The organism is Flavobacterium sp., assembly GCF_024710485.1.
In the GTDB taxonomy this organism is placed as follows: Bacteria; Bacteroidota; Bacteroidia; order Flavobacteriales; family Flavobacteriaceae; genus Flavobacterium.
Map to the genome: position 1 here is coordinate 17,805 of NZ_JANJUQ010000007.1, position 21,101 is coordinate 38,905.

The 21,101-nt window shown below is 39.1% G+C and carries 17 protein-coding genes; 13 read left to right on the forward strand and 4 right to left on the reverse strand.

The genetic code is table 11. From position 1 onward, the window contains the following. Nucleotides 1-47: 47 nt before the first annotated feature. The 11 genes from uvrC to Q0M21_RS12340 all read left to right on the forward strand — a co-directional run bounded on the left by uvrC (nt 48) and on the right by Q0M21_RS12340 (nt 14,548). Nucleotides 48-1,847, forward strand: coding sequence for an excinuclease ABC subunit UvrC (gene uvrC / locus Q0M21_RS01145; protein ID WP_295333514.1), 1,800 nt, complete (start codon nt 48-50; stop codon nt 1,845-1,847). A 9-nt stretch (nt 1,848-1,856) separates the two neighbouring features. Further along, complete coding sequence (locus Q0M21_RS01150) at nt 1,857-4,070, forward strand: patatin-like phospholipase family protein (protein ID WP_295333517.1); 2,214 nt, start codon at nt 1,857-1,859, stop codon at nt 4,068-4,070. Nucleotides 4,071-4,155: 85 nt separating this feature from the next. Beyond that, nucleotides 4,156-5,616: an APC family permease gene (locus Q0M21_RS01155; protein ID WP_295333520.1), complete on the forward strand. Its 1,461-nt coding sequence runs from the start codon at nt 4,156-4,158 to the stop codon at nt 5,614-5,616. 304 nt (nt 5,617-5,920) lie between these two features. Continuing rightward, nucleotides 5,921-7,078 (forward strand): homogentisate 1,2-dioxygenase, encoded by a 1,158-nt coding sequence (locus tag Q0M21_RS01160; RefSeq protein ID WP_295333523.1) that lies wholly within the window; start codon nt 5,921-5,923, stop codon nt 7,076-7,078. A gap of 147 nt (nt 7,079-7,225) precedes the next feature. Beyond that, nucleotides 7,226-8,386 carry a 4-hydroxyphenylpyruvate dioxygenase gene (gene hppD, locus Q0M21_RS01165; RefSeq protein WP_295333525.1) on the forward strand — a complete coding sequence of 387 codons (1,161 nt, stop codon included), beginning with the start codon at nt 7,226-7,228 and terminating at the stop codon, nt 8,384-8,386. 287 nt (nt 8,387-8,673) lie between these two features. Continuing rightward, a complete protein-coding gene (locus tag Q0M21_RS01170; protein WP_295333527.1) occupies nt 8,674-9,450 on the forward strand; it encodes a DUF3108 domain-containing protein in 777 nt (258 codons plus the stop codon). Beyond that, nucleotides 9,450-10,385: a tryptophan 2,3-dioxygenase family protein gene (locus Q0M21_RS01175; RefSeq protein WP_295333530.1), complete on the forward strand. Its 936-nt coding sequence runs from the start codon at nt 9,450-9,452 to the stop codon at nt 10,383-10,385. Before Q0M21_RS01170 ends, Q0M21_RS01175 begins: the two co-directional genes overlap by 1 nt. Nucleotide 10,386: 1 nt before the next feature. Then, nucleotides 10,387-11,628 carry a peptidoglycan DD-metalloendopeptidase family protein gene (locus Q0M21_RS01180; RefSeq protein ID WP_295333532.1) on the forward strand — a complete coding sequence of 414 codons (1,242 nt, stop codon included), beginning with the start codon at nt 10,387-10,389 and terminating at the stop codon, nt 11,626-11,628. A 95-nt stretch (nt 11,629-11,723) separates the two neighbouring features. Then, nucleotides 11,724-13,367, forward strand: coding sequence for a glucose-6-phosphate isomerase (gene pgi / locus Q0M21_RS01185; RefSeq protein ID WP_295333534.1), 1,644 nt, complete (start codon nt 11,724-11,726; stop codon nt 13,365-13,367). Between the two features lie 83 nt (nt 13,368-13,450). Further along, a complete protein-coding gene (locus Q0M21_RS01190) occupies nt 13,451-13,873 on the forward strand; it encodes a hypothetical protein (RefSeq protein ID WP_295333536.1) in 423 nt (140 codons plus the stop codon). An 81-nt stretch (nt 13,874-13,954) separates the two neighbouring features. Further along, on the forward strand, nt 13,955-14,548 hold the full coding sequence (locus tag Q0M21_RS12340; RefSeq protein WP_367273702.1) for a septal ring lytic transglycosylase RlpA family protein: 594 nt from the start codon (nt 13,955-13,957) through the stop codon (nt 14,546-14,548). Here Q0M21_RS12340 and Q0M21_RS01200 read toward each other — a convergent pair whose 3' ends face one another. Continuing rightward, entirely contained in the window at nt 14,549-15,016 is a 468-nt protein-coding gene (locus tag Q0M21_RS01200) for a CYTH domain-containing protein (protein ID WP_295333538.1), read from the reverse strand. Nucleotides 15,017-15,105: 89 nt separating this feature from the next. Here Q0M21_RS01200 and Q0M21_RS01205 point away from each other — a divergent pair, with 89 nt between their 5' ends. Beyond that, entirely contained in the window at nt 15,106-17,133 is a 2,028-nt protein-coding gene (locus Q0M21_RS01205; protein ID WP_295333540.1) for a recombinase, read from the forward strand. Between the two features lies 1 nt (nt 17,134). Further along, complete coding sequence (gene dinB / locus Q0M21_RS01210; protein ID WP_295333543.1) at nt 17,135-18,217, forward strand: DNA polymerase IV; 1,083 nt, start codon at nt 17,135-17,137, stop codon at nt 18,215-18,217. 55 nt (nt 18,218-18,272) lie between these two features. On the opposite strand, the gene Q0M21_RS01215 is transcribed toward dinB, so the two are convergent. The 3 genes from Q0M21_RS01215 to Q0M21_RS01225 are packed head-to-tail and all read right to left on the reverse strand — an operon-like array spanning nt 18,273 to nt 20,991. Further along, the gene (locus tag Q0M21_RS01215) at nt 18,273-19,028 is read right to left on the reverse strand and encodes a Bax inhibitor-1/YccA family protein (RefSeq protein WP_295333545.1); all 756 of its coding nucleotides are present in this window, start codon (nt 19,026-19,028) and stop codon (nt 18,273-18,275) included. Nucleotides 19,029-19,069: 41 nt separating this feature from the next. Then, on the reverse strand, nt 19,070-20,500 hold the full coding sequence (gene pyk, locus Q0M21_RS01220; protein ID WP_295333547.1) for a pyruvate kinase: 1,431 nt from the start codon (nt 20,498-20,500) through the stop codon (nt 19,070-19,072). 5 nt (nt 20,501-20,505) lie between these two features. Next, nucleotides 20,506-20,991 carry an IPExxxVDY family protein gene (locus tag Q0M21_RS01225; protein WP_295333549.1) on the reverse strand — a complete coding sequence of 162 codons (486 nt, stop codon included), beginning with the start codon at nt 20,989-20,991 and terminating at the stop codon, nt 20,506-20,508. Nucleotides 20,992-21,101 lie beyond the last annotated feature (110 nt).

A 21,101-nucleotide genomic window follows, 5' to 3' on the forward strand; every position in this document is an offset into this window, starting at 1 on the left:
GCTTAACAGTTCTTGCTTTTCAGGCAATTTCCGTTAACTTTGTTGTTATGGAAACGCCTTCTATTGAATTGCAATTGCAAACCTTGCCCGATAGCCCGGGCGTTTATCAGTATTACGATGCGGCCGGTAAAATTTTATACGTCGGCAAGGCCAAAAACCTCAAAAAAAGGGTTTCCTCCTATTTTCATAAAATACACGACAATGCCAAGACCAATGTGTTGGTTCGGAAAATTGTGGAAATCAAGCACATCGTTGTCGCTTCCGAAGCCGATGCACTGTTGTTAGAAAACAACCTCATCAAAAAACTGCAACCGCGCTATAATGTGTTGCTTAAAGACGACAAAACCTATCCTTGGATTTGCATCAAAAAAGAACCTTTCTCCCGAATATTTCCAACGCGAAGAATGGTCAAAGACGGTTCGGAATATTTTGGTCCGTATACCAATTTTAAGACGGTCAATACAATTTTGGATATGATCAAAGAATTATATCCGTTGCGGACTTGCAATTACGATTTATCCAAAGCCAACATACAATCTGGGAAATACAAGGTTTGCTTGGAATATCATATCGGCAACTGCAAAGGCCCGTGTGAAGGCTACGAATCGTTGGAACATTACCAAAAACAAGTAGATGCTATACGCGAAATTCTGAAAGGCAATTTTAAAGACAGTTTGCGCGATTTTAAAAAATTGATGCTGGAATTGGCGGCCGATATGAAGTTTGAAGCCGCTCAAAAAATCAAAGAAAAGATTGAAGTGCTCGAAAACTACCAATCGCGTTCGACCATTTTAAATCCGAAAATTTCCAATGTGGATGTTTTTTCTATCGTTTCGGATGAATCGATGGCATATGTGAACTTCCTTCAAATTGCACACGGCGCCATTATCCGTTCACACACGATGGAAATTAAAAAGAAACTCGACGAAAGCGATGAAGAGTTATTAGAATTGGCTGTGGTTGAATTGCGAGAGCGTTTTCACTTAACTTCTAAAGAAATTATCCTGCCATTCGAACTCGATTTCGGCGATAAAATAAAAGTCACCGTACCGCAACTCGGCGACAAAAAACAAATCCTCGAACTCTCGCAACGCAACGCCAAATACCAACGTTTGGAGCAATTAAAGCAGCTGCAAATTGTAGATCCCGAACGCCATACCAACCGCATTATGGCGCAAATGCAAAATGACCTGCGATTACCCACAGAACCGCGTCATATTGAATGTTTTGACAACTCGAATATTCAGGGAACCAATCCGGTCTCAGCTTGTGTGGTGTTTAAAGACGGGAAGCCAAGCAAGAAAGACTACCGTCATTTCAACATCAAAACCGTGGAAGGTCCGAACGATTTTGCCTCTATGGAAGAAGTGGTGTATCGCCGATACAAACGCTTACTAGACGAAAACCAACCGTTGCCGCAACTCATCATCATTGACGGTGGCAAAGGCCAATTGTCATCGGCATTGAAAAGCTTAGACGAATTGGGTTTACGCGGAAAAATTGCCATTATCGGCATTGCCAAACGACTGGAAGAGCTGTTTTATCCCGGCGATTCGGTACCGTTATACTTAGATAAAAAATCGGAAACCTTGAAAATTATCCAACATTTGCGCAACGAAGCTCACCGTTTTGGGATTACGCACCATCGCGACAAGCGCAGCAAATCGGCCTTACAAACTTCTATGGAAACCATTCCGGGTATAGGCGAAAAAACCATGTTGGCTTTACTAAAACATTTCAAAAGTGTTAAAAGATTGCAATCGGCTACAGAAAAAGAAATTTCTGAGGTTATTGGTGCCTCAAAAGCCAAAAAAATTTCCGAATTTTACAACATCGGGAAATCCTAACCTCTGTTTATGAAAAAAATTACACTGCTGCTTCTTGGACTCTTTTTTCTTCAAGTCGGTGTGGCACAAGATTCAACACAAACCAAAAGACCTAAAATTGGTTTGGTTTTGAGTGGCGGCGGTGCTAAGGGATTTGCCCATATAGGTGTATTGAAAGTATTGGAAGAAGCCGGCGTTAAAATCGATTACATAGGCGGAACCAGTATGGGCGCAGTGGTTGGTGGATTGTATGCTTCCGGTTACAGTGCTACGCAAATCGATTCCATTTTTTACCATACAGATTTCGACGAATTACTACAAGATTACATTCCGCGTTCTTCCAAAAGCTTTTACGAAAAGCGAAATGACGAAATGTATGCATTGACTTTGCCTTTTCACAAATTCAAAATCGGAATTCCCATCGCGCTTTCCAAAGGCATGTATAACTACAATTTGTTGTCAAAATTAACGCATAAAGTCCGCCACATTCGTGAATTCGACAGATTACCCATTCCGTTTTTATGTGTAGCCACCGACATAGAAACCGGCGAAGGGATTATTTTAAAAGAAGGCTATTTGGCACAAGCGTTATTGGCCAGCTCGGCTTTTCCCTCTTTATTTTCACCGGTTGAAATAGACGGAAGAGTGTTGATTGACGGTGGTGTAGTGAATAATTATCCGGCTGAAGAAGTCCGAAAAATGGGCGCCGACATTATAATTGGTGTTGACGTTCAGGATGATTTGAAAGACCGAGACGCTTTAAAAGACGCTACCCGAATTTTGGTACAAATTACCAACTTGGACATGATTAAAAGCATGAACGAGAAAAAGAAGATTACGGATATTTACATCAAACCCGACATTTCTAATTACGGTGTAATCTCTTTCAACGAAGGGAAAGAAATTATCCAAAAAGGGGAAATAGCTGCGATGTTAGAAATTGATAAAATTAAAAAGCTGGCCAATCCGGAGGAAAAATATGCATTGAACCAACATCCGGTTAAAAGCGACTCACTATTCATCAAAAGTATTAGCCTTAATCGCTTGGAAAATTATACCCGCGCTTTTATTTTAGGAAAGCTGCGATTCAAGAATGGCAAAAAAATCAGTTATGACGATTTAAAAACAGGCATTAACAACATTAATGCTACGCAAAACTTCAGTCGGATTAGTTACACCATCGAACCTTACCAAGGTGCAGATGAGTTGAAATTAAACCTGAGCGAAAACAACACCAAAACATTTTTAAAATTCGGTTTGCACTACGACGGTTTGTACAAAAGTGCCTTGTTAACCAACATCACGCAGAAAAAATCGCTCTTCAAAAACGATGTGGTTTCTTTGGATTTGGGATTAGGCGATAACATTCGCTATAACTTAGATTATTACATAGATAACGGCTTTTACTGGAGCTTTGGGATAAAATCGAGATATAATAAATTTAACCGAAATGTAGTAACCGATTTTCGCGACGGTGCTATTTTGGACCAATTGGGCTTGAACAGCATTAATATCGACTTTTCGGATTTTACCAATCAGGCTTATATGCAAACGGTATTTATTCAAAAATTCCTCATCGGAGCCGGAGTGGAATTGAAACGTCTCAAAATTAAATCTGACAATCTGGGAACCGTAAACCCCGTTTTTGAAAAAAGTTGGTACACCAGTTTATTTGGTTATATGAAGTATGACTCTTTCGACAATAAATTGTTCCCTAAGAAAGGGTGGTTTCTGTCGGGAGACATTCAGTCTTTCATTTATTCGACGGATTACACCCGAGAGTTCAATCGCTTCTCCATAGCTAAAGGAGAAATCGGCGTAGTGAAATCTTTTTATAAAAAAGTAACTCTTAAAGTACAGTCAGAGCTTGGATTCACCATTGGCGATGAAAGCGTTCACTTTTTTGATTTTGTTTTAGGAGGTTATGGTTTTAATACTATCAACAACTTCAAACACTTTTACGGTTATGATTTTTTGAGTTTGTCTGCCGACAGTTACATCAAGTCTTGTTTCACCATTGATTACGAATTCTACAAAAAAAACCACTTCAATTTTGCTGCCAATTATGCTAATGTAGCCGACGATTTGTTTCGAACCGGCAATTGGCTGTCAAGACCAACCTATAACGGTTACGCGGTTGGCTATGCTTTAGAGTCGGTTATCGGGCCGGTTGAAGTTAAGTATACCTGGTCGCCCGAATTGAGTCGGGGCTACACTTTTATCAGTATTGGATTTTGGTTCTAAAACCTAATTGCGATGAAAAATATATTTTTGTGTTTTTTAAAACAGAAAAACTATATTTGAAATCTATTAACTAAACCAACAATTTATGTCAATTTGGAGAGTAAAACCGGTATCTGCTTTTGAAGCAGATATGAAAAAAAATGATTTAAAAAGAATATTGACAAAGTGGGGATTAACCTCATTAGGTATCGGAGCCATCATCGGTGGTGGAATTTTCACTTTAACCGGTATTGCCGCTCATGATTATGCCGGGCCAGCCTTGGCTTTGTCTTTTGTAATTGCAGGTATTGGCTGTTTATTTGCTTCCCTTTGTTATGCTGAATTTGCCTCAGTACTTCCCGTTGAAGGCTCTGCTTATGCTTATGCTTATGGCACTGTAGGTGAACTTTTTGCCTGGTTCATCGGATGGAACTTGATCCTGGAATACATGATGGGCGCAACTACCGTAGCCGTGGCATGGAGTGGTTATTTTGTTAAACTGTTGCATCTTTTTGGGATAGATTTCCCAATTTGGCTCTGCAACGATTTAACAACCGCAACCGAAAAATACGCCGAATTAGGCCAAGCTGCACCAAGTTTTGCCTTCAATTTACCGGCTTTTTTAATCACTTGGATTGTAACTTACATCTTAGTAAAAGGAATTAAAGAAGCGGCAAAAACCAATAATATCATTGTAATCATTAAGGTAGCCGTTGTTTTATTTGTAATTATAGCAGGTGCTTTTTACATCGATACTGCTAACTGGCAACCCTTTATCCCAGCTGAAAAAACCATTTTGATTGATGGCGTAGAAAAAGTAAGCTTCGGTTTCGGGGGTGTTTTAACCGCCGCTACTATTGTCTTTTTTGCTTACATTGGTTTTGATGCGGTTTCTACCCAAGCCGGTGAAGCCATTAACCCTAAGAAAGACGTGCCGTTTGCTATTGTAGCTTCACTAGTCATCTGTACTGTATTGTACATCTTGGTTTCATTAGTGTTAACAGGTATGGTGCCTTATGACCAATTGGACAAATCAGCTCCTGTGGCTTCTGCTTTCAGTGAAAACGGAATCACTTGGGCGGTGTTCATCATTACACTTGCTGCTACTGCAGGATTGACCAGCGTAATGTTGGTAATGATGTTGGGACAAACCAGAATCTTCTTAGGAATGGCCAAAGACGGTTTGTTGCCTAACTTCTTCAAAACTTTACACCCAACTTTTAAAACTCCGCACAAAAGCACAATATTAGTAGGTGGTATCATTTCAATTGTGGCGGCTTTAACACCAATCAACAAGGTAAGCGAAATGTGTTCTATGGGAACTTTATTAGCCTTTGCCATGGTTTGTGTAGCGGTAATGATTTTAAGAGTGAAAAAACCGGAATTGGAAAGACCTTATAAAACTCCGGCCGTATACTTAGTAGGAACTCTGGGAGTAGGTTTCAATTTGTTCTTGATGTACTTTGTGCGAAAAGAAACTTGGATTGCGTTCATCGTTTGGGGAATCATCGGAATAAGTGTTTACTTCCTTTACAGTAAGAAAAAGTCCAACCTTAATCAACTTTGATAAAAGAAATCCAAATTCAAAAAAGAATTTGGATTTTTTTTTTAGATATTTGTATAGTAAAAAATCATTTTATGATCATACTTTTAGCCATAATAGCTGCCTTTGGCATGGGAATCATTGTCGGTAAAAATTTAAAAAACAATTAGTTTTTGAACTATGACTGTCACGTGGCAAGGTTTATTAGCGTATTTAAAATTCCTCATCAAGAGAAATCCTGAGTGATTTGAAGCAATGTATCAATTACACAATGTAACAATAAACCCATTGTTACATTTTAACATTGTTTAATTAAAACATTACAGTTATGCCGTTATATCATAAATTGGGAAATATCCCTCACAAAAGACACATCATTTTTCGCAAACCTAATGGCGATTTGTATTACGAGCAGTTGTTCGGGACAGTAGGTTTTGACGGAATGTCGACCAACTCCTATCACGAACACCGTCCGACGCAAGTTAAAGAAATCAGAAACCAATACAGCGTGGCACCCAAAATTGCCAAAGCGAATAACATTCAATCTTATCGCCTGCGAGGCTTTCAAGTAAATCCTGAAAACGATTTTTTGGAAAGCCGTAAAATCGTCTTAACCAATTCGGATTGTCACATCGTTTTGGCTGCACCGAAACAATCGACTACCGATTATTTTTATAAAAACACCGATTCCGACGAGATGATTTTCATCCACAAAGGTTCCGGGAAATTGAGAACCATGTTAGGGAATATCGATTTCAAATACGGTGATTATTTGATTATTCCCCGTGGCATCATTTACAAAATGGATTTTGACACCGAAGACAATCGCTTATTCATTGTAGAATCACATCGCCCTATTTATACTCCGAAACGTTATAGAAACTGGTTCGGACAATTGTTAGAGCATTCTCCTTTCTGTGAGCGTGATATTCGTCGCCCATACGAACTGGAAACTTATGACGAAAAAGGCGAATTTGTCATCAAAGTGAAGAAAAAAGACGAGATTTTCGATATGGTTTATGCTACACATCCGTTTGATGTCATCGGATATGACGGCTACAACTATCCGTACGCTTTTTCCATTCACGATTTTGAACCGTTAACTGGAAGAATACACCAACCGCCTCCGGTGCATCAAACTTTCGAAACCGATGCTTTCGTGGTTTGCTCCTTTGTACCGCGTTTGTACGATTACCATCCCGAAGCTATCCCGGCACCTTATAACCACAGCAACATCGACTCTGACGAAGTATTATACTATGTTGACGGTGATTTTATGAGCCGAAACGATATCGAAGCCGGACACATTTCACTTCACCCGGCCGGTATTCCGCACGGTCCGCATCCCGGAGCTGCTGAGAGAAGTATCGGTAAAAAAGATACTCAGGAATTGGCCGTAATGGTAGATACTTTCAAACCCTTAATGGTAACGGAAGAAGCCATGAAAATAGCCGATGATAAATACTATCAATCTTGGTTGGAATAAATGTCATCCTAAGCGCAGTCGAAGGAAGGAGCTATTTCCCGCTATCCGTTGCAATCTCTTCGAGGATTTCCACTACTATCGGGGCTAAAAATAAAATTTAAACACAACTTTGGGTACTTCACTTTACCTCTTTTAAATACAAGAATTATGTCACAAGAAATCAAATCCGTAGAATACGGTTTAGAAAAAATATTTGAAGGAGCACAAGATTTCCTTCCGTTATTAGGTACAGATTACGTAGAATTTTATGTCGGAAATGCCAAGCAAGCCGCCCATTTCTATAAAACGGCTTTCGGTTTCCAATCGTTGGCTTATGCCGGATTAGAAACCGGTATGCGAGACAGAGCTTCCTATGTTTTGAAGCAAGATAAAATTCGTTTGGTTTTAACCACTGCTTTGAACAGCGATTCTCCTATTGGTGAACATGTAAAAAAACACGGCGACGGTGTAAAGATTATTGCCCTTTGGGTAGAAGATGCCCGAGCTGCCTTTGCAGAAACTACCAAAAGAGGTGCTAAAGTATACATGGAACCAACCGTTGAAAAAGACGAACACGGTGAAGTAGTACGCGCCGGAATTTACACTTACGGCGAAACCGTACACATGTTTGTAGAGCGTAAAAATTACAATGGTATCTTTTTACCGGGCTACCAAGAATGGAAATCCGACTACAATCCGACACCGGTTGGTTTGAAATATGTAGACCATATGGTTGGCAACGTAGGCTGGAACGAAATGAATACATGGGTAAAATGGTACGAAGACGTTATGGGATTTGTAAACTTCCTTTCGTTCGACGACAAACAAATCACTACAGAATATTCCGCTTTGATGTCGAAAGTAATGAGCAACGGTAACGGAAGAATCAAATTTCCTATCAACGAACCGGCGGAAGGCAAGAAAAAATCGCAAATTGAAGAATACTTAGACTTTTACGAAGGTGCCGGAGTACAACACATTGCAGTAGCGACCGACGACATTATCAAAACCGTAGCCGAAATGAGAGCGCGTGGAATCGAATTCCTTACTACTCCGCCACAAGCCTATTACGATGCTATCCCGGAGAGATTAAAAGACCACATGAACAAGTTCAAAGAAGACATCAACGAACTGCAAAAATTAGGCATCATGATTGATGCGGACGATGAAGGTTACTTATTGCAAATCTTTACCCGTCCGGTAGAAGACCGTCCAACTTTGTTCTTTGAAATCATTCAAAGAATGGGCGCAAGAGGTTTTGGTGCCGGAAACTTCAAAGCGTTATTTGAATCTATTGAAAGAGAGCAAATGTTACGAGGAACGTTGTAAAACTTTCAATTTGTTAAATATAATTTAAAAATCAGACCTAAAAAAGACCGTATTTTATTAAATTACTGTTAAAGTTGACTTTTTACTTGTAATTTCGCAACATCTTAGGCTATCTTTGCAGAACAAAAATAGAGGGGTGGTTCCCTCGCATTTTGGATAAATTTTCATAATTTATAGTTTTTTGGTTGGTTAATAGCATAAAAACTCAGTCATTAATTTGATTGGGTTTTTTTGTTTTAATACTTTTGGAACAGATATTGTAATCGCAGTATAAAAATCAATTCGAAATGAAAAAATACTTATTCTTATTATTGCTTTTTATCACTGTAAGTTTCAATACTCAAAAACCGGAAGCTTATGATACCGGGGAGTGGTTTAAATTTCGAATCCACTATGGCTTTATCAACGCCGGTTATGCCACACTCGAACTTAAAGAAGCCGTTCGTGAAAACAAAAAGGTATACCATGCTGTAGGAAAAGGATATACCGTAGGCATGTCGCGTTTTTTCTTTAAAGTAGATGACAATTATGAAAGCTACTTCGATAAAGTAACTAACAAACCCTATCAATTTGTTCGAAAAATTGACGAAGGCGGTTACACCAAAAACCAAGAAGGATTCTTCAATCAAGCCACGAACAAAGTTTTAGTCAAAAATTATAAAAACAATACTGAAAAAACTTTTTCGGTAACAGAGAACGTACAAGATATCGTTTCTACCTTCTATTTCCTTAGAAATCATCCGAATATAGACAAATTAAAACCCGGAGAATCTGTGGTTGTAGACATGTTTTTCGATGATGAAGTCTATAAATTCAAACTAAAGTTTTTGGGCAGAGAAGAATTAAAAACTAAATTTGGAACCGCTTCAACTATGATATTTAGACCACTGGTACAATCCGGTAGGGTTTTTAAAGAAGAAGAAAGTCTCACCGTTTGGATCTCCGACGATGAAAATAAAATACCATTGCGAATCAAAGCCAGCTTGGCCGTAGGTTCTTTAAAAGCAGATTTAGACGGCTTTAAAGGACTTAAAAATCCGTTTATGGTGAAATTGAAAAAATAATGAACAACAAAACAACAAACTACGACCAAGTTCTCTCCGATTTAGAAAATAAATTTGAGGCCATAAATCAAAAAACCGAAACGCATTTAGAAGGATTGCTTTGGGCCAAACCGATAACCTATTGGGATTATATCCAAACCGATGCCTTGCTGAATTTGCAAACCCAAAGAACGGTTTTACCGGACGAAATGGTATTTATCATGTACCATCAAGTCAACGAATTGTTGTTCAAAATGATTCTGTGGGAAATCAACCAATTGTGTCATACTGAAAAGCCCGAAACGGCATTTTTTACTGAAAAACTACGAAGAATCAGTCGCTATTTCGACATGCTGACCACTTCTTTCGACATCATGGGTGACGGAATGGAAGTAGCACAATACATGAAATTCCGCAACACGCTTACACCGGCCAGTGGTTTTCAAAGTGCACAATATCGCTTAATAGAGTTCTCTTCCACCGATTTAATCAACTTAATCGATTATCGATTCCGAGCTACCATCGACAGAAACACGCCTTATTCGCATGCGTTCGAACACTTGTATTGGCAAGCCGCCGGAAAAGATTACCAAACCGGCGAAAAGTCATATCTGATTTTAGAATTCGAAAGAAAATACCGCGAGGAATTCCTTCGTTATATGGAAGAATACAATACCATCAACATTTGGCAAAAATTCAAACAACTTCCGGCAGAAGACCAACAAAACCCTGAACTGGTAAAAGCCATGCGCCATTACGATTACACTGTGAATATCACTTGGGTTATGGGACATTTGAATGCGGCTAAAAAATACATCGAAAGCGGTCAAGGTTCCGGAGAAGCTACCGGCGGAAGCGATTGGAAAAAATACATGCATCCTAAATACCAACGCCGCATCTTTTTCCCGGAATTATGGTCTGAAGAAGAATTAAAAAACTGGGGAGAAGGATTGTAATATGAAGTTAAAAATCTTTCGAATCATCATCGCAATTCTTGCGCTCACTTCTTTTGCTGTATCTTGTGATCAATCAAAAGAGGAAGCGCTTGTTATGGAAAAACCAAAACCGAAACTAATCGATTTTGGCTTCAACCTACATGATTTTAATGTGGAAAATGACACGGTGAAATCAGGTGATACTTTCGGAAGTTTAATTCAAAAACAAAACCTCAACGGCAAACAAGTATATGATATTGTTGCCCAAGTGAAAGATACTTTTGATGTAAGATCCATCAGAATAGGAAACCCTTACACCATCTTGAGAAGCAAAAACAAAACCCATAAAATCCAGTATTTCATCTACCAACCGGATAAGATAAATTACTATGTGATTGATTTAAGAGATTCGGTTACGGCCTATAAAAAAACGCGACCGTTAACCTTTAAAACCCGAACCATAGCGGGTGCTTTGAACGGTTCCTTGTCCGAAACCTTGGCCAACGAAAAAGTAGATCCGGCTTTGGCTGCTAAAATTGCTAAAATCTATGCTTGGTCAATCGACTTCTTCAAACTTCAAAAAGGCGATAAATTCGGCTTAACCTTTACCGAACGTTACATCAACGACACAGTTTATGATGGCGTCGACAGTTTAAAAGCTTCATTCTTTGAGTACAAAGGCAAAAAAATCTATGCTTTCCCGTTCTCTCCCGATGGTAGTTCTAAAAAGCAACAATACTATGACGAAGAAGGAAAAACGCTCAAAAACTTTTTCCTGAAAGCACCGCTGAAGTTCGTTAACATCACCTCGCGCTACTCTAAAAGCCGATTCCATCCGGTTCAAAAAAGATGGAAAGCCCATAACGGAACCGATTATGCGGCACCAACCGGAACGCCTATCATGTCTACCGCTGCCGGTGTTGTAGAACAAGCCGGTTATACTACCGGAAACGGAAATTTTGTTAAAGTAAAACACGACCGAACCTATTCGACGCAATACTTACACATGTCCAAAATTTTGGTAAAACGCGGACAAAGAGTCACCCAAGGCCAAATTATCGGGAAAGTGGGCAGCACCGGTTTGGCTACCGGACCACACGTGTGTTATCGCTTCTGGAAAAACGGTGTACAAGTGGATGCTTTGCGTTTGAGTTTACCAACCTCAACACCGATGGATGCCAAATACAAAAAGCAATTCCTCGAGCAAATCAAACCGCTCAAAAAAGTATTGGACAGCACCGCCGAATTGAAATTCAGAAGATAATTTCATTTTTTTTTACTCACTACAACGTTAGCGTAAAAAGTGTTGTCTTTTTTTACCAATCTATATTTGTAAATTTGTGCTTCAAATGTAAAAAAATGGCATTAGCACAAATCAATCCAACGGTTACGCAAGCTTGGGAAAAACTCACCCAACATCATGCGCAAATCAAACATGTTTCTCTAAAAGAAATGTTTGCCAACGATAGTCAAAGAGCTGCAAAATTTCATATACAATGGCAGGATTTTTTAGTCGATTATTCTAAAAACATACTCAACCAAGATACCATCAACTTATTACTGGATTTGGCTAAAGAAGTGCAACTTCAAGAAGCCATCAATCAATATTTTAAGGGCGACGCCATCAATCAAACCGAAGACAGAGCGGTTTTGCATACAGCTTTACGTGCGCCTGAAAATCAAGTGGTGTTGGTTGACGGACAAAACGTAATGCCGGAAGTTTTTGCTGTAAAAAATAAAATTAAAGCGTTCTCCAATGAAGTGATTTCGGGACAAAGAAAAGGATTTACAGGAAAACCCTTCACCGATGTAGTGAACATTGGAATCGGTGGTTCCGATCTGGGTCCGGCTATGGTAGTGGAAGCCTTGCAATTCTACAAAAACCATTTGAACGTTCATTTTGTATCCAATGTTGATGGCGATCACGTGAACGAAATCATCAAAAAAATCAATCCGGAAACAACGCTTTTTGTTATTGCTTCCAAAACGTTTACTACGCAAGAAACCTTATCGAATGCGGAGACCATTCGAGCTTGGTTCTTGCAGTGGGCTTCACAAGAAGACGTGGCCAAACATTTCGTAGCGGTTTCCACTAACATTCAAAAAGTAACCGAATTCGGTATTAATCCCGACAATATTTTCCCTATGTGGGATTGGGTTGGCGGACGTTTTTCGCTTTGGAGTGCCGTTGGATTATCCATTAGTTTAGCCGTTGGATTTGAACATTTTGACGAACTGTTAGCTGGTGCTCACGACATGGACAATCATTTCAAAAATGAGTCTTTCGACCAAAACATACCGGTTATTTTAGCACTATTAACCATTTGGTACAACAACTTTTTCGGCGCCGAAAGCGAGGCCTTGATTCCGTACACCCAATACCTGCAAAAATTAGCGCCATACTTGCAACAAGGCATCATGGAAAGCAATGGAAAAAGTGTAGGTCGAGACGGTAAATCGGTCAATTACCAAACCGGAACTATTATTTGGGGCGAACCCGGAACCAACTCACAACACGCCTTTTTCCAATTAATTCATCAAGGCACGAAATTAATTCCGACCGATTTTATCGGCTTTGTCAAACCGTTGTATGGCAATGAAGACCATCACGATAAATTGATGTCGAACTTCTTCGCTCAAACGGAAGCTTTGCTTAACGGGAAAACCGAAAGTCAGGTTAAAGCTGAATTTGAAAAGCAAAACATCACCGGAGCTAAAGCAGCTTATCTTCTGCCATTCAAAATCTTCACCGGAAACAAACCAACAAATACCATTTTAATAGACAAACTAACGCCAAAATCATTAGGTTCATTAATCGCATTATACGAACACAAAATTTTTGTGCAAGGCGTAATTTGGAACATTTTCAGTTATGACCAATGGGGCGTTGAATTGGGGAAACAGTTGGCCAACTCCATCTTAGACGAAATCCATTCGGGAACGGTGAAAAACCACGACAACTCAACCGAATTCTTACTGAAGCACTTTTTGAAAAACAAATAGGGTAAACAGAACCTAAAACCTCGCTAATTAGTGAGGTTTTTTTATGTCTTTTGTCTATATTTGTTTTTCTAAAACAAAAAACTATGTACGATTTCATTCAAAAATTCCACTCAGGCTGGGCTTATTTAGCTTTATTATTGTTGGTTTTCGCTGTTGTTAACTCTTTTATGGGGATGTCTTCTAAAAAAGAATTTACTGCCAAAGACCGAAAAATTGCTATGTTTGGATTAATCGGAGCTCACATACAATTGTTAGTTGGCTTAATTCTTTATTTCTTGTCTCCGCTTGGTCACGCTTTATTGGGCGAAATGAAAGATGCCGATGCCAGATTAACCTCCTTGGAACATCCATTAATTAACATCATTGCCATAGTTTTGATTACTATCGGTTGGTCAAAACACAAAAAAGCGGAAACCGGAACAGCCAAATTCAAATCAATTGCTGTGTTTTTCGGTATTGGTTTGTTACTTATTTTGAGTCGAATCCCATGGAAATTGTGGTTCTAAAAATAACTAAAGTCCTGAAAAGGACTTTTTTTATCAGGTACGGTTTTTGCAAAAACCGATTTATCAACTAAACGATGCTTTATGAATACCAAAATAACCTCATTTTTATTAGTCTTGGTTAGCTCTTTTACTTTGTTGGCGTTTTCGTCCGGAAATCCGCAGCAAAAAGAAAAACCGCAGGAAAAAAACAAGGAGAAAACCACTCCTGCCAAAGACAGTAAAGAAGCTAAGGAAACAAAAGAAATCAAAGACAATAAAGACAAAACAAAATCAGCTACTACGCCAAAAACTGATACTGTTGCAGTAAAAGAAATTCCGGTTGTGAAAGAGACCGACACGCTGCAAATTGATCCTAACTCAAAACTTAAAGTCTACAAAAAAAACGCTCACGCTTCTTATTATCACCATAAATTCAACGGCAGAAGAACAGCGAGCGGTAAACGCTTTGACAACAATAAATATACCGCTGCTCACAAAAAATTACCTTTTGGCACTTTGGTTAAAGTCACTAACGAAGCCAACGGAAAATCAGTTATCGTTGAGATTACAGATCGCGGACCGTTTTCCAAAGTCCGTGATATTGATTTGACCAAAAGAGCTTTTATGGATATTGCCAGTAATAAAAACTCAGGTGTTGTTATTGTTAAAATCGAAGTGGTTGAAGCACCTAAATAACTACCAACGTGAAAACGGATTTTTACTCAAATAAGCGTTGTAGTAGCGTTCATCGTTAGTCACTTCCTTTCCTAACCAAGTCGGTTTTTCAAAAGATTCAAATTCGGATTCAAGTTCAATCTCGGCCATGACCAATCCGTGGTTTTCGCCCGAAAAAATATCGACTTCATACACGTGACGTCCGACTGTAACTTCGTAACGAACTTTATCAATAATTCCGCTTTCGCAAATGGTTAGCAAGGTTTCGGCATCCATTAGGCTGATTTCCCTTTCCCATTCCAAACGCGTTGTACCGTTAGCGCTGCTTTTGCCTTTTATGGTCAGATAACCTTTATCGCCTTTAATTCTAACGCGAACCGTTCTCTCGGGTGTGGAACTCAAATAGCCTTGTACAATGCGCTTTTGTGAAAAGGATTCATTAATAAAATCGTTTGAAAGGACTAAAAATTTGCGTTCTATTTCAATCATTTTTTGAGTCATATTTAGGAGCAAGTTAAGAAATATATACCTTGAAAATTGTATTTTTACGAGAATCTTAATCGCCAAAATTTTTGGGAATGAAATTGTACCGCCATAAAACACCCATTACAAGCTTAGCCGATTTATTTCGACGCTACTTTGACTCAAATGGTTACCAATCCAACGATCGTTTGTTGTTTTTAGTGGATTTGGTACAGTTTTTCCGTCCCAATGATCCTAAAAAAGAAAGTGTTGTTTCGATAAAATCACTCTTGGATTATTTGGAGGCTAATCCGGATATGATCGCACAGTTGCAACTGTATTTGGCCGAAGCACTTTCGAAAAGAAAATTCGGCCGAATGCTTTCGGATACCGGAATTTTAAGGGATTCCGATTTCAGTTACGAAGTCAAAAAACGCCTTTTTGCTAAAATTTTGCCTTTCCAACCTGAAAAAGACACTTTGGAATTTGTGTTGAACCAAGTATTCTTTAAAAGTTCTGATCCGATTTGGATTGCCCGAATTCCTTTTGAAGAATTACAGCAACTGTTTGATATTATCGCTGTAGAAACTATTTACGAATCGGTGGCCGAACAATCCGTTTTATCAGAAGTGATGAATGCGATGGGTTTGATTTCACAACGAATGAGCGGCCGAGCCATGGAAACCGATGTGATTAAAATGGTACCCGAGTACGACGATTTGGAAAGTCCTTTTGTAGCTTTCGAAAACGAATTGAACAGTATTTTGGCCAAAATCAGAAATACTGAACCACATTATATCGTTTCAGAAGATTTAAACTACAAGCAACTGATAATACTGCACAAACAATGCGAGGAATATGTAGATAAAGCTTTCGGCAACAGCTCTAAATTCGGCATTTCATTGAAAGTGAATCAGAGTTTGCTCCGCATCCGACAGCAGTTGCACCGGATGAAAGTGCTGATTTCTACTTTAGTCGTTAACAAACCATCCGACAAAAAAAACAATTCTATTTTGTTGTTGCTCCGACTGATTAAATACAACTGTCAAAAGAACAATGTACGCCAGTTAATCAACGAAAGTACCCAATTAATCTCCTATGAAATCACGCAACATACGGCCAAAACCGGAGAACATTACATAACCGAAAGTCGCTCTGAATATTTTTCGATGTTCAAAGCAGCTGTTGGCGGCGGATTCATCGTTGGGATTTTGTGTATCATTAAAATATTGTTTTCCAAAATAGAAACCAGTGCTTTTGGTCACGCTTTTTATTACAGTTTGAATTATTCGCTGGGTTTTATCGCCATTTATTTGATGGGTTACACTTTGGCTACGAAACAACCGGCTATGACTGCTGCTACCTTAACCAAAGCACTGGAAAGCGGTATGAAAAAGCAAAATAATTCGGAAAACAAACACGGATCGTTTGCCCAACTTTTTGCCCGTTTGTTTCGTTCGCAATTTATTGCCTTTGTGGGCAATGTTTTTATGGCTTTTCCTGTGGCGATGTTAGGCATTTGGCTGATTGATTATTTATTGGACTACAATATCGCCTTTGAAAAATCGTCGAAACTATTATATGATTTGTCTCCGGTGCATTCGGCAGCTTTGTTCCATGCAGCCATAGCCGGCGTGTTTTTGTTTCTCTCCGGCATTATTTCGGGGAATGTGTCTAATAGAAACAAACACAATCAAGTTTACTATCGCATCAAAGAACATCCGGTTTTAAAACAAAATTTAGGGATTGTCAAGACCAATGCGATTGCCAAATGGTTTGAAAATCACTGGCCCGGTGTGGTTTCTAACGGTTGGTTTGGCGTGTTTTTGGGCAGTACGGCTTCGTTGGGGATTTTTCTCGGACTGAATCTCGACATACGCCACATTACTTTTGCCGCCGGAAACTTTGCTTTAGGTTTGTACGGCGCCGATTTCTTTGTGGATTGGCCTACGATAGTTTGGGGCATAATCGGGATTGGCTTGATTGGTTTTGTGAACTTTATTGTTAGTTTTTCGTTGTCGCTGGGATTGGCGTTCCGTTCCCGCAATATTCCGCTTTCGGAGTTAAAACTGTTATTCAGCGCTACTTGGGCTTATTTCAAAAAACGTCCGACCGCTTTTTTCTTTCCGGTAAAAGACAAGTAAAATGGAAGCCGAGGTAACTTATCGAAAAATCATACACATCGATATGGATGCTTTTTACGCTTCGGTGGAACAAATGGACAATCCCGAGCTCAAAGGCAAACCTTTAGCCGTTGGCGGCAGCGAAGTACGTGGTGTGGTTTCCGCGGCAAGTTATGAAGCGCGTAAATTTGGTGTTCGTTCGGCCATGAGCGGCATTCAAGCCAAGCGCAATTGTCCGGATTTGATTTTTGTTCGCCCTCGATTTGACCGTTACAAAGAAATCTCCAAAAAGATTCGCAAAATCTTTCACGAATACACCGACTTGGTCGAGCCGCTATCGTTAGATGAAGCTTATTTGGATGTAACTCAGAATAAAAAAGGCAATCCGAGCGCGACTTTAATTGCGCAGGAAATCAGGCAACGTATTTTTGAAGAAGTCGGTTTGACAGCTTCTGCCGGAATATCAGTCAATAAATTTGTGGCCAAAATTGCCAGCGATTACAACAAACCCAACGGACAAAAAACTGTGAATCCGGAAGAAGTAGAAGCTTTTTTGGAAAACCTCGACATCAAAAAATTTTACGGCATAGGCAAAGTTACCACCGAGAGAATGTACCATTTGGGCATTTTTACCGGGAAAGATTTAAAATTGAAGTCGAAGGAATTTTTGGAAGAACATTTCAGCAAAAGCGGTTTGCATTTTTATAATATTGTTCGCGGCATTCACAACAGTGCCGTAAAACCCAATCGCATTGCCAAATCGGTGGCTGCGGAACATACCTTTAACGAGAACCTGACATCAGAGATTTTTATGGTAGAGAAGTTAGAACGCATAGCGGCCGAACTGGAAAACCGACTCAAAAAGCACAACATTTCCGGAAAAACGGTAACCCTTAAAATCAAATACAGCGATTTTACGACTCAAACGCGGAGCAAAACCTTGCCTTACTTTATTTCCGATAAAGGATTGCTCCTCGAAACAGCCAAAGAGCTTTTATTTCAGGAACGGATGAAAGAATCGGTTCGGTTGTTGGGGATTTCGTTGAATAATCTCAATACGGAAGTTAAGAAAACCGTGGTAGTTCAGTTGAAATTTGAATTTTAATCCTATAAAAAAACCGACCCAAAGGTCAGCTTTCATTTGTTATAACTTTAGAAAATTAATCTCTACTTGACAATTTAGATAACAATCTTAAGAACTCAATATACAACCAAACTAAGGTAATCATTAAGCCCATAGCGCCGTACCATTCCATGTATTTCGGCATTCTTTCTTGAGCGCCTTTTTCAATTTGGTCGAAATCTAAGAACAAATTCAAAGCTGCAATTACAATTACAAACGCACTGATACCAATGCTGATCATGGAATTACCATGGTGAATTGGCGTAAAACTAGTGAATAACGACAACAACCAAGAAATCAAATAGTAAGTAGCGATAGCTAAAGTAGCGGCTACTACAACCGATCTGAATTTGTCATTAACTTTCACTACTCCGTATTTATACAACCCAAAACACACCATGAAAGTAACAAAAGTACAACTCACGGCTTGGATTACAATTCCGGGATACATTACCTCAAAGATTGCCGAAAGACCACCAATAAATAATCCTTCGAAAATGGCGTAACCTGGGGCCAAAAAAGTAGAATATTGCGGTTTAAAAACGGCAATCAATACCAATATTGTCCCAACGATAGCACCACCAATAGTTAAAACTATAGGGTTTTGTCCGCTTAACGTCATCATCCAAGTGATGGAAGCACTGGCAATTAAAAGAATCAACATCAGGAAACTCTTGTTGATGGTTCCTGAAACAGTCATAGTGTTGTTGTAATCAATCACTACGGCTTCGTGCACCGTTTCATTGTTTTCGGTGAATGATTTGGTTTTAAAAAACGGATTGTTTGAATTCATTTTATTTCTTTTTAAAGATGTCTGTGGCTAAAATACTAAATTTATTCTATTTCGGAAACTCTAAGGGTATTTACCATTCCTTTATCGGCCACCGGCATTGCAGCTAAATTGATTAACATATCGCCTTTTTTCACGTAACCTCTGTGTTTAGCCATCTGATTGATATCTTCAACTGTATCATCGGTACTGACAAACTTATCGTAATAGAAGGCATTTACACCCCAAAGCAAATTCAGTTGTGTTAAAATTCGCTTATTGGAAGTGTACACTAAAACATGTGCTTTCGGACGCCATGCTGAAATTTGGAACGCTGTGTAACCGCTATTGGTTAATGTGGAAATGGCTTTAGCTTTGATGTCGTTTGCCATAGTCGCCGCGTGGTAACAAATCGATTTAGTGATGAAACGCTTCGTTCTAACGTGAGGCGGATTTTGTGGCACTACAATTAACGGCGAATCTTCTACCGCTTCGATAATTTGTGTCATTTTTTCAATCACTTCTACCGGATAATTTCCGACTGAAGTTTCTCCCGACAACATTACAGCATCAGCACCGTCCATAACCGAGTTGGCTACGTCGTTTACCTCAGCACGTGTTGGCGTTAAACTGGTAATCATGGTTTCCATCATTTGCGTAGCAACGATTACCGGAATACGAGCAGTTTTAGCTCGGTGAATCAATTTCTTTTGAATCAACGGTACTTCGTGAGCCGGAATTTCTACCCCAAGGTCACCGCGAGCTACCATTAATCCGTCACAAAAAGCTACAATCTTGTCGATGTTTTCTACGGCTTCCGGTTTTTCAATTTTGGCTACAATCGGTATTTTGTGTTCAGAATTTTGGGCAATCAAATCCTGTAATTCTTCCAAATCTTTAGGAGTTCTCACGAAGGAAAGCGCAATCCAATCCACTTTTTCACTGATGGCAAACAACGCATCTTTGATGTCTTTTTTGGTTAAGGCCGGTAATGATACCTTGGTTTGCGGCAAATTGACTCCTTTTTTAGATTTTAACGGTCCGCCTTGAATAACTTTACAAACTACTTCTGTAGTCCCATTCGTTTCGAGGGCTTCAAAGATTAACTTCCCGTCGTCCAACAAAATGCGCTCTCCCGGATTAACATCTTGAGGAAAAGACAAATAGTTCATGTATACGCGCTCTTTGGTACCCGGAACATCTTCGGCAGTTTGAAACGTAATGATATCGCCCGGATTTACTACTACATCTTCCTTCATCACACCTACGCGGAGTTTCGGACCTTGCAAATCGGCTAAAATGGCGGTGGTGTAACCGTATTCATCGTTTAATTCGCGAATGATATCTATTCTTTCTTTTACGTCGGTATAATCGGCATGGGAAAAATTGATACGAAATACGTTCACTCCGGCATCAATCATCTTCTTAATTACTTCTTTCGAACTGCATGCAGGCCCTAAGGTGGCTACAATTTTAGTCTTCTTTCTTGTTGGCATTATACTTAAAAAATTAAATTGTTTTTTGATTTTATATTCTCAATATCAACAGTATAAACGGTGCTGACTTTGTCTATTTTTTTTAGGCAATTGATGATTTTCGGCACATCGATAGGCGCTTCATCGTTTTCGATTTTTAAAAAATAATCTACTTTTTTAAACTCGGGAATCAAATAAATTTTTGGGGCAAAATCGTTACTGCTGTCGGCAAACAATCCGAGATTACTTGGCTCTGCAGTAACCACAGCATCGTTTTGGTTTTGAATCAAACTCCAAGCTATGTCTTGATGGTCTTCAAAAATAAATCGGGTAAACTGAGTTTCGCCTTCTTTATTACTAATCTGTATGTTGTTGTGGCATTTTTTGAGGTTGACAGGTAAATGCTTGTTGATAAAATAAGCCAATCGATAATCCTCTAACGGCGAATGGATAGCAATTAACTGATAATCTATCTTGTCAAACTCTGCAATATGCAATTTGTGAACATACATAAAGATTGCAATTTAAATTGTAAATATAGTGTATCTGCGACAGATTTTCAGCAAGTAAAGTTTGTGTTAACGTTATTTTATGAACGAAAACGTTATAGCTTTTTAAGAAT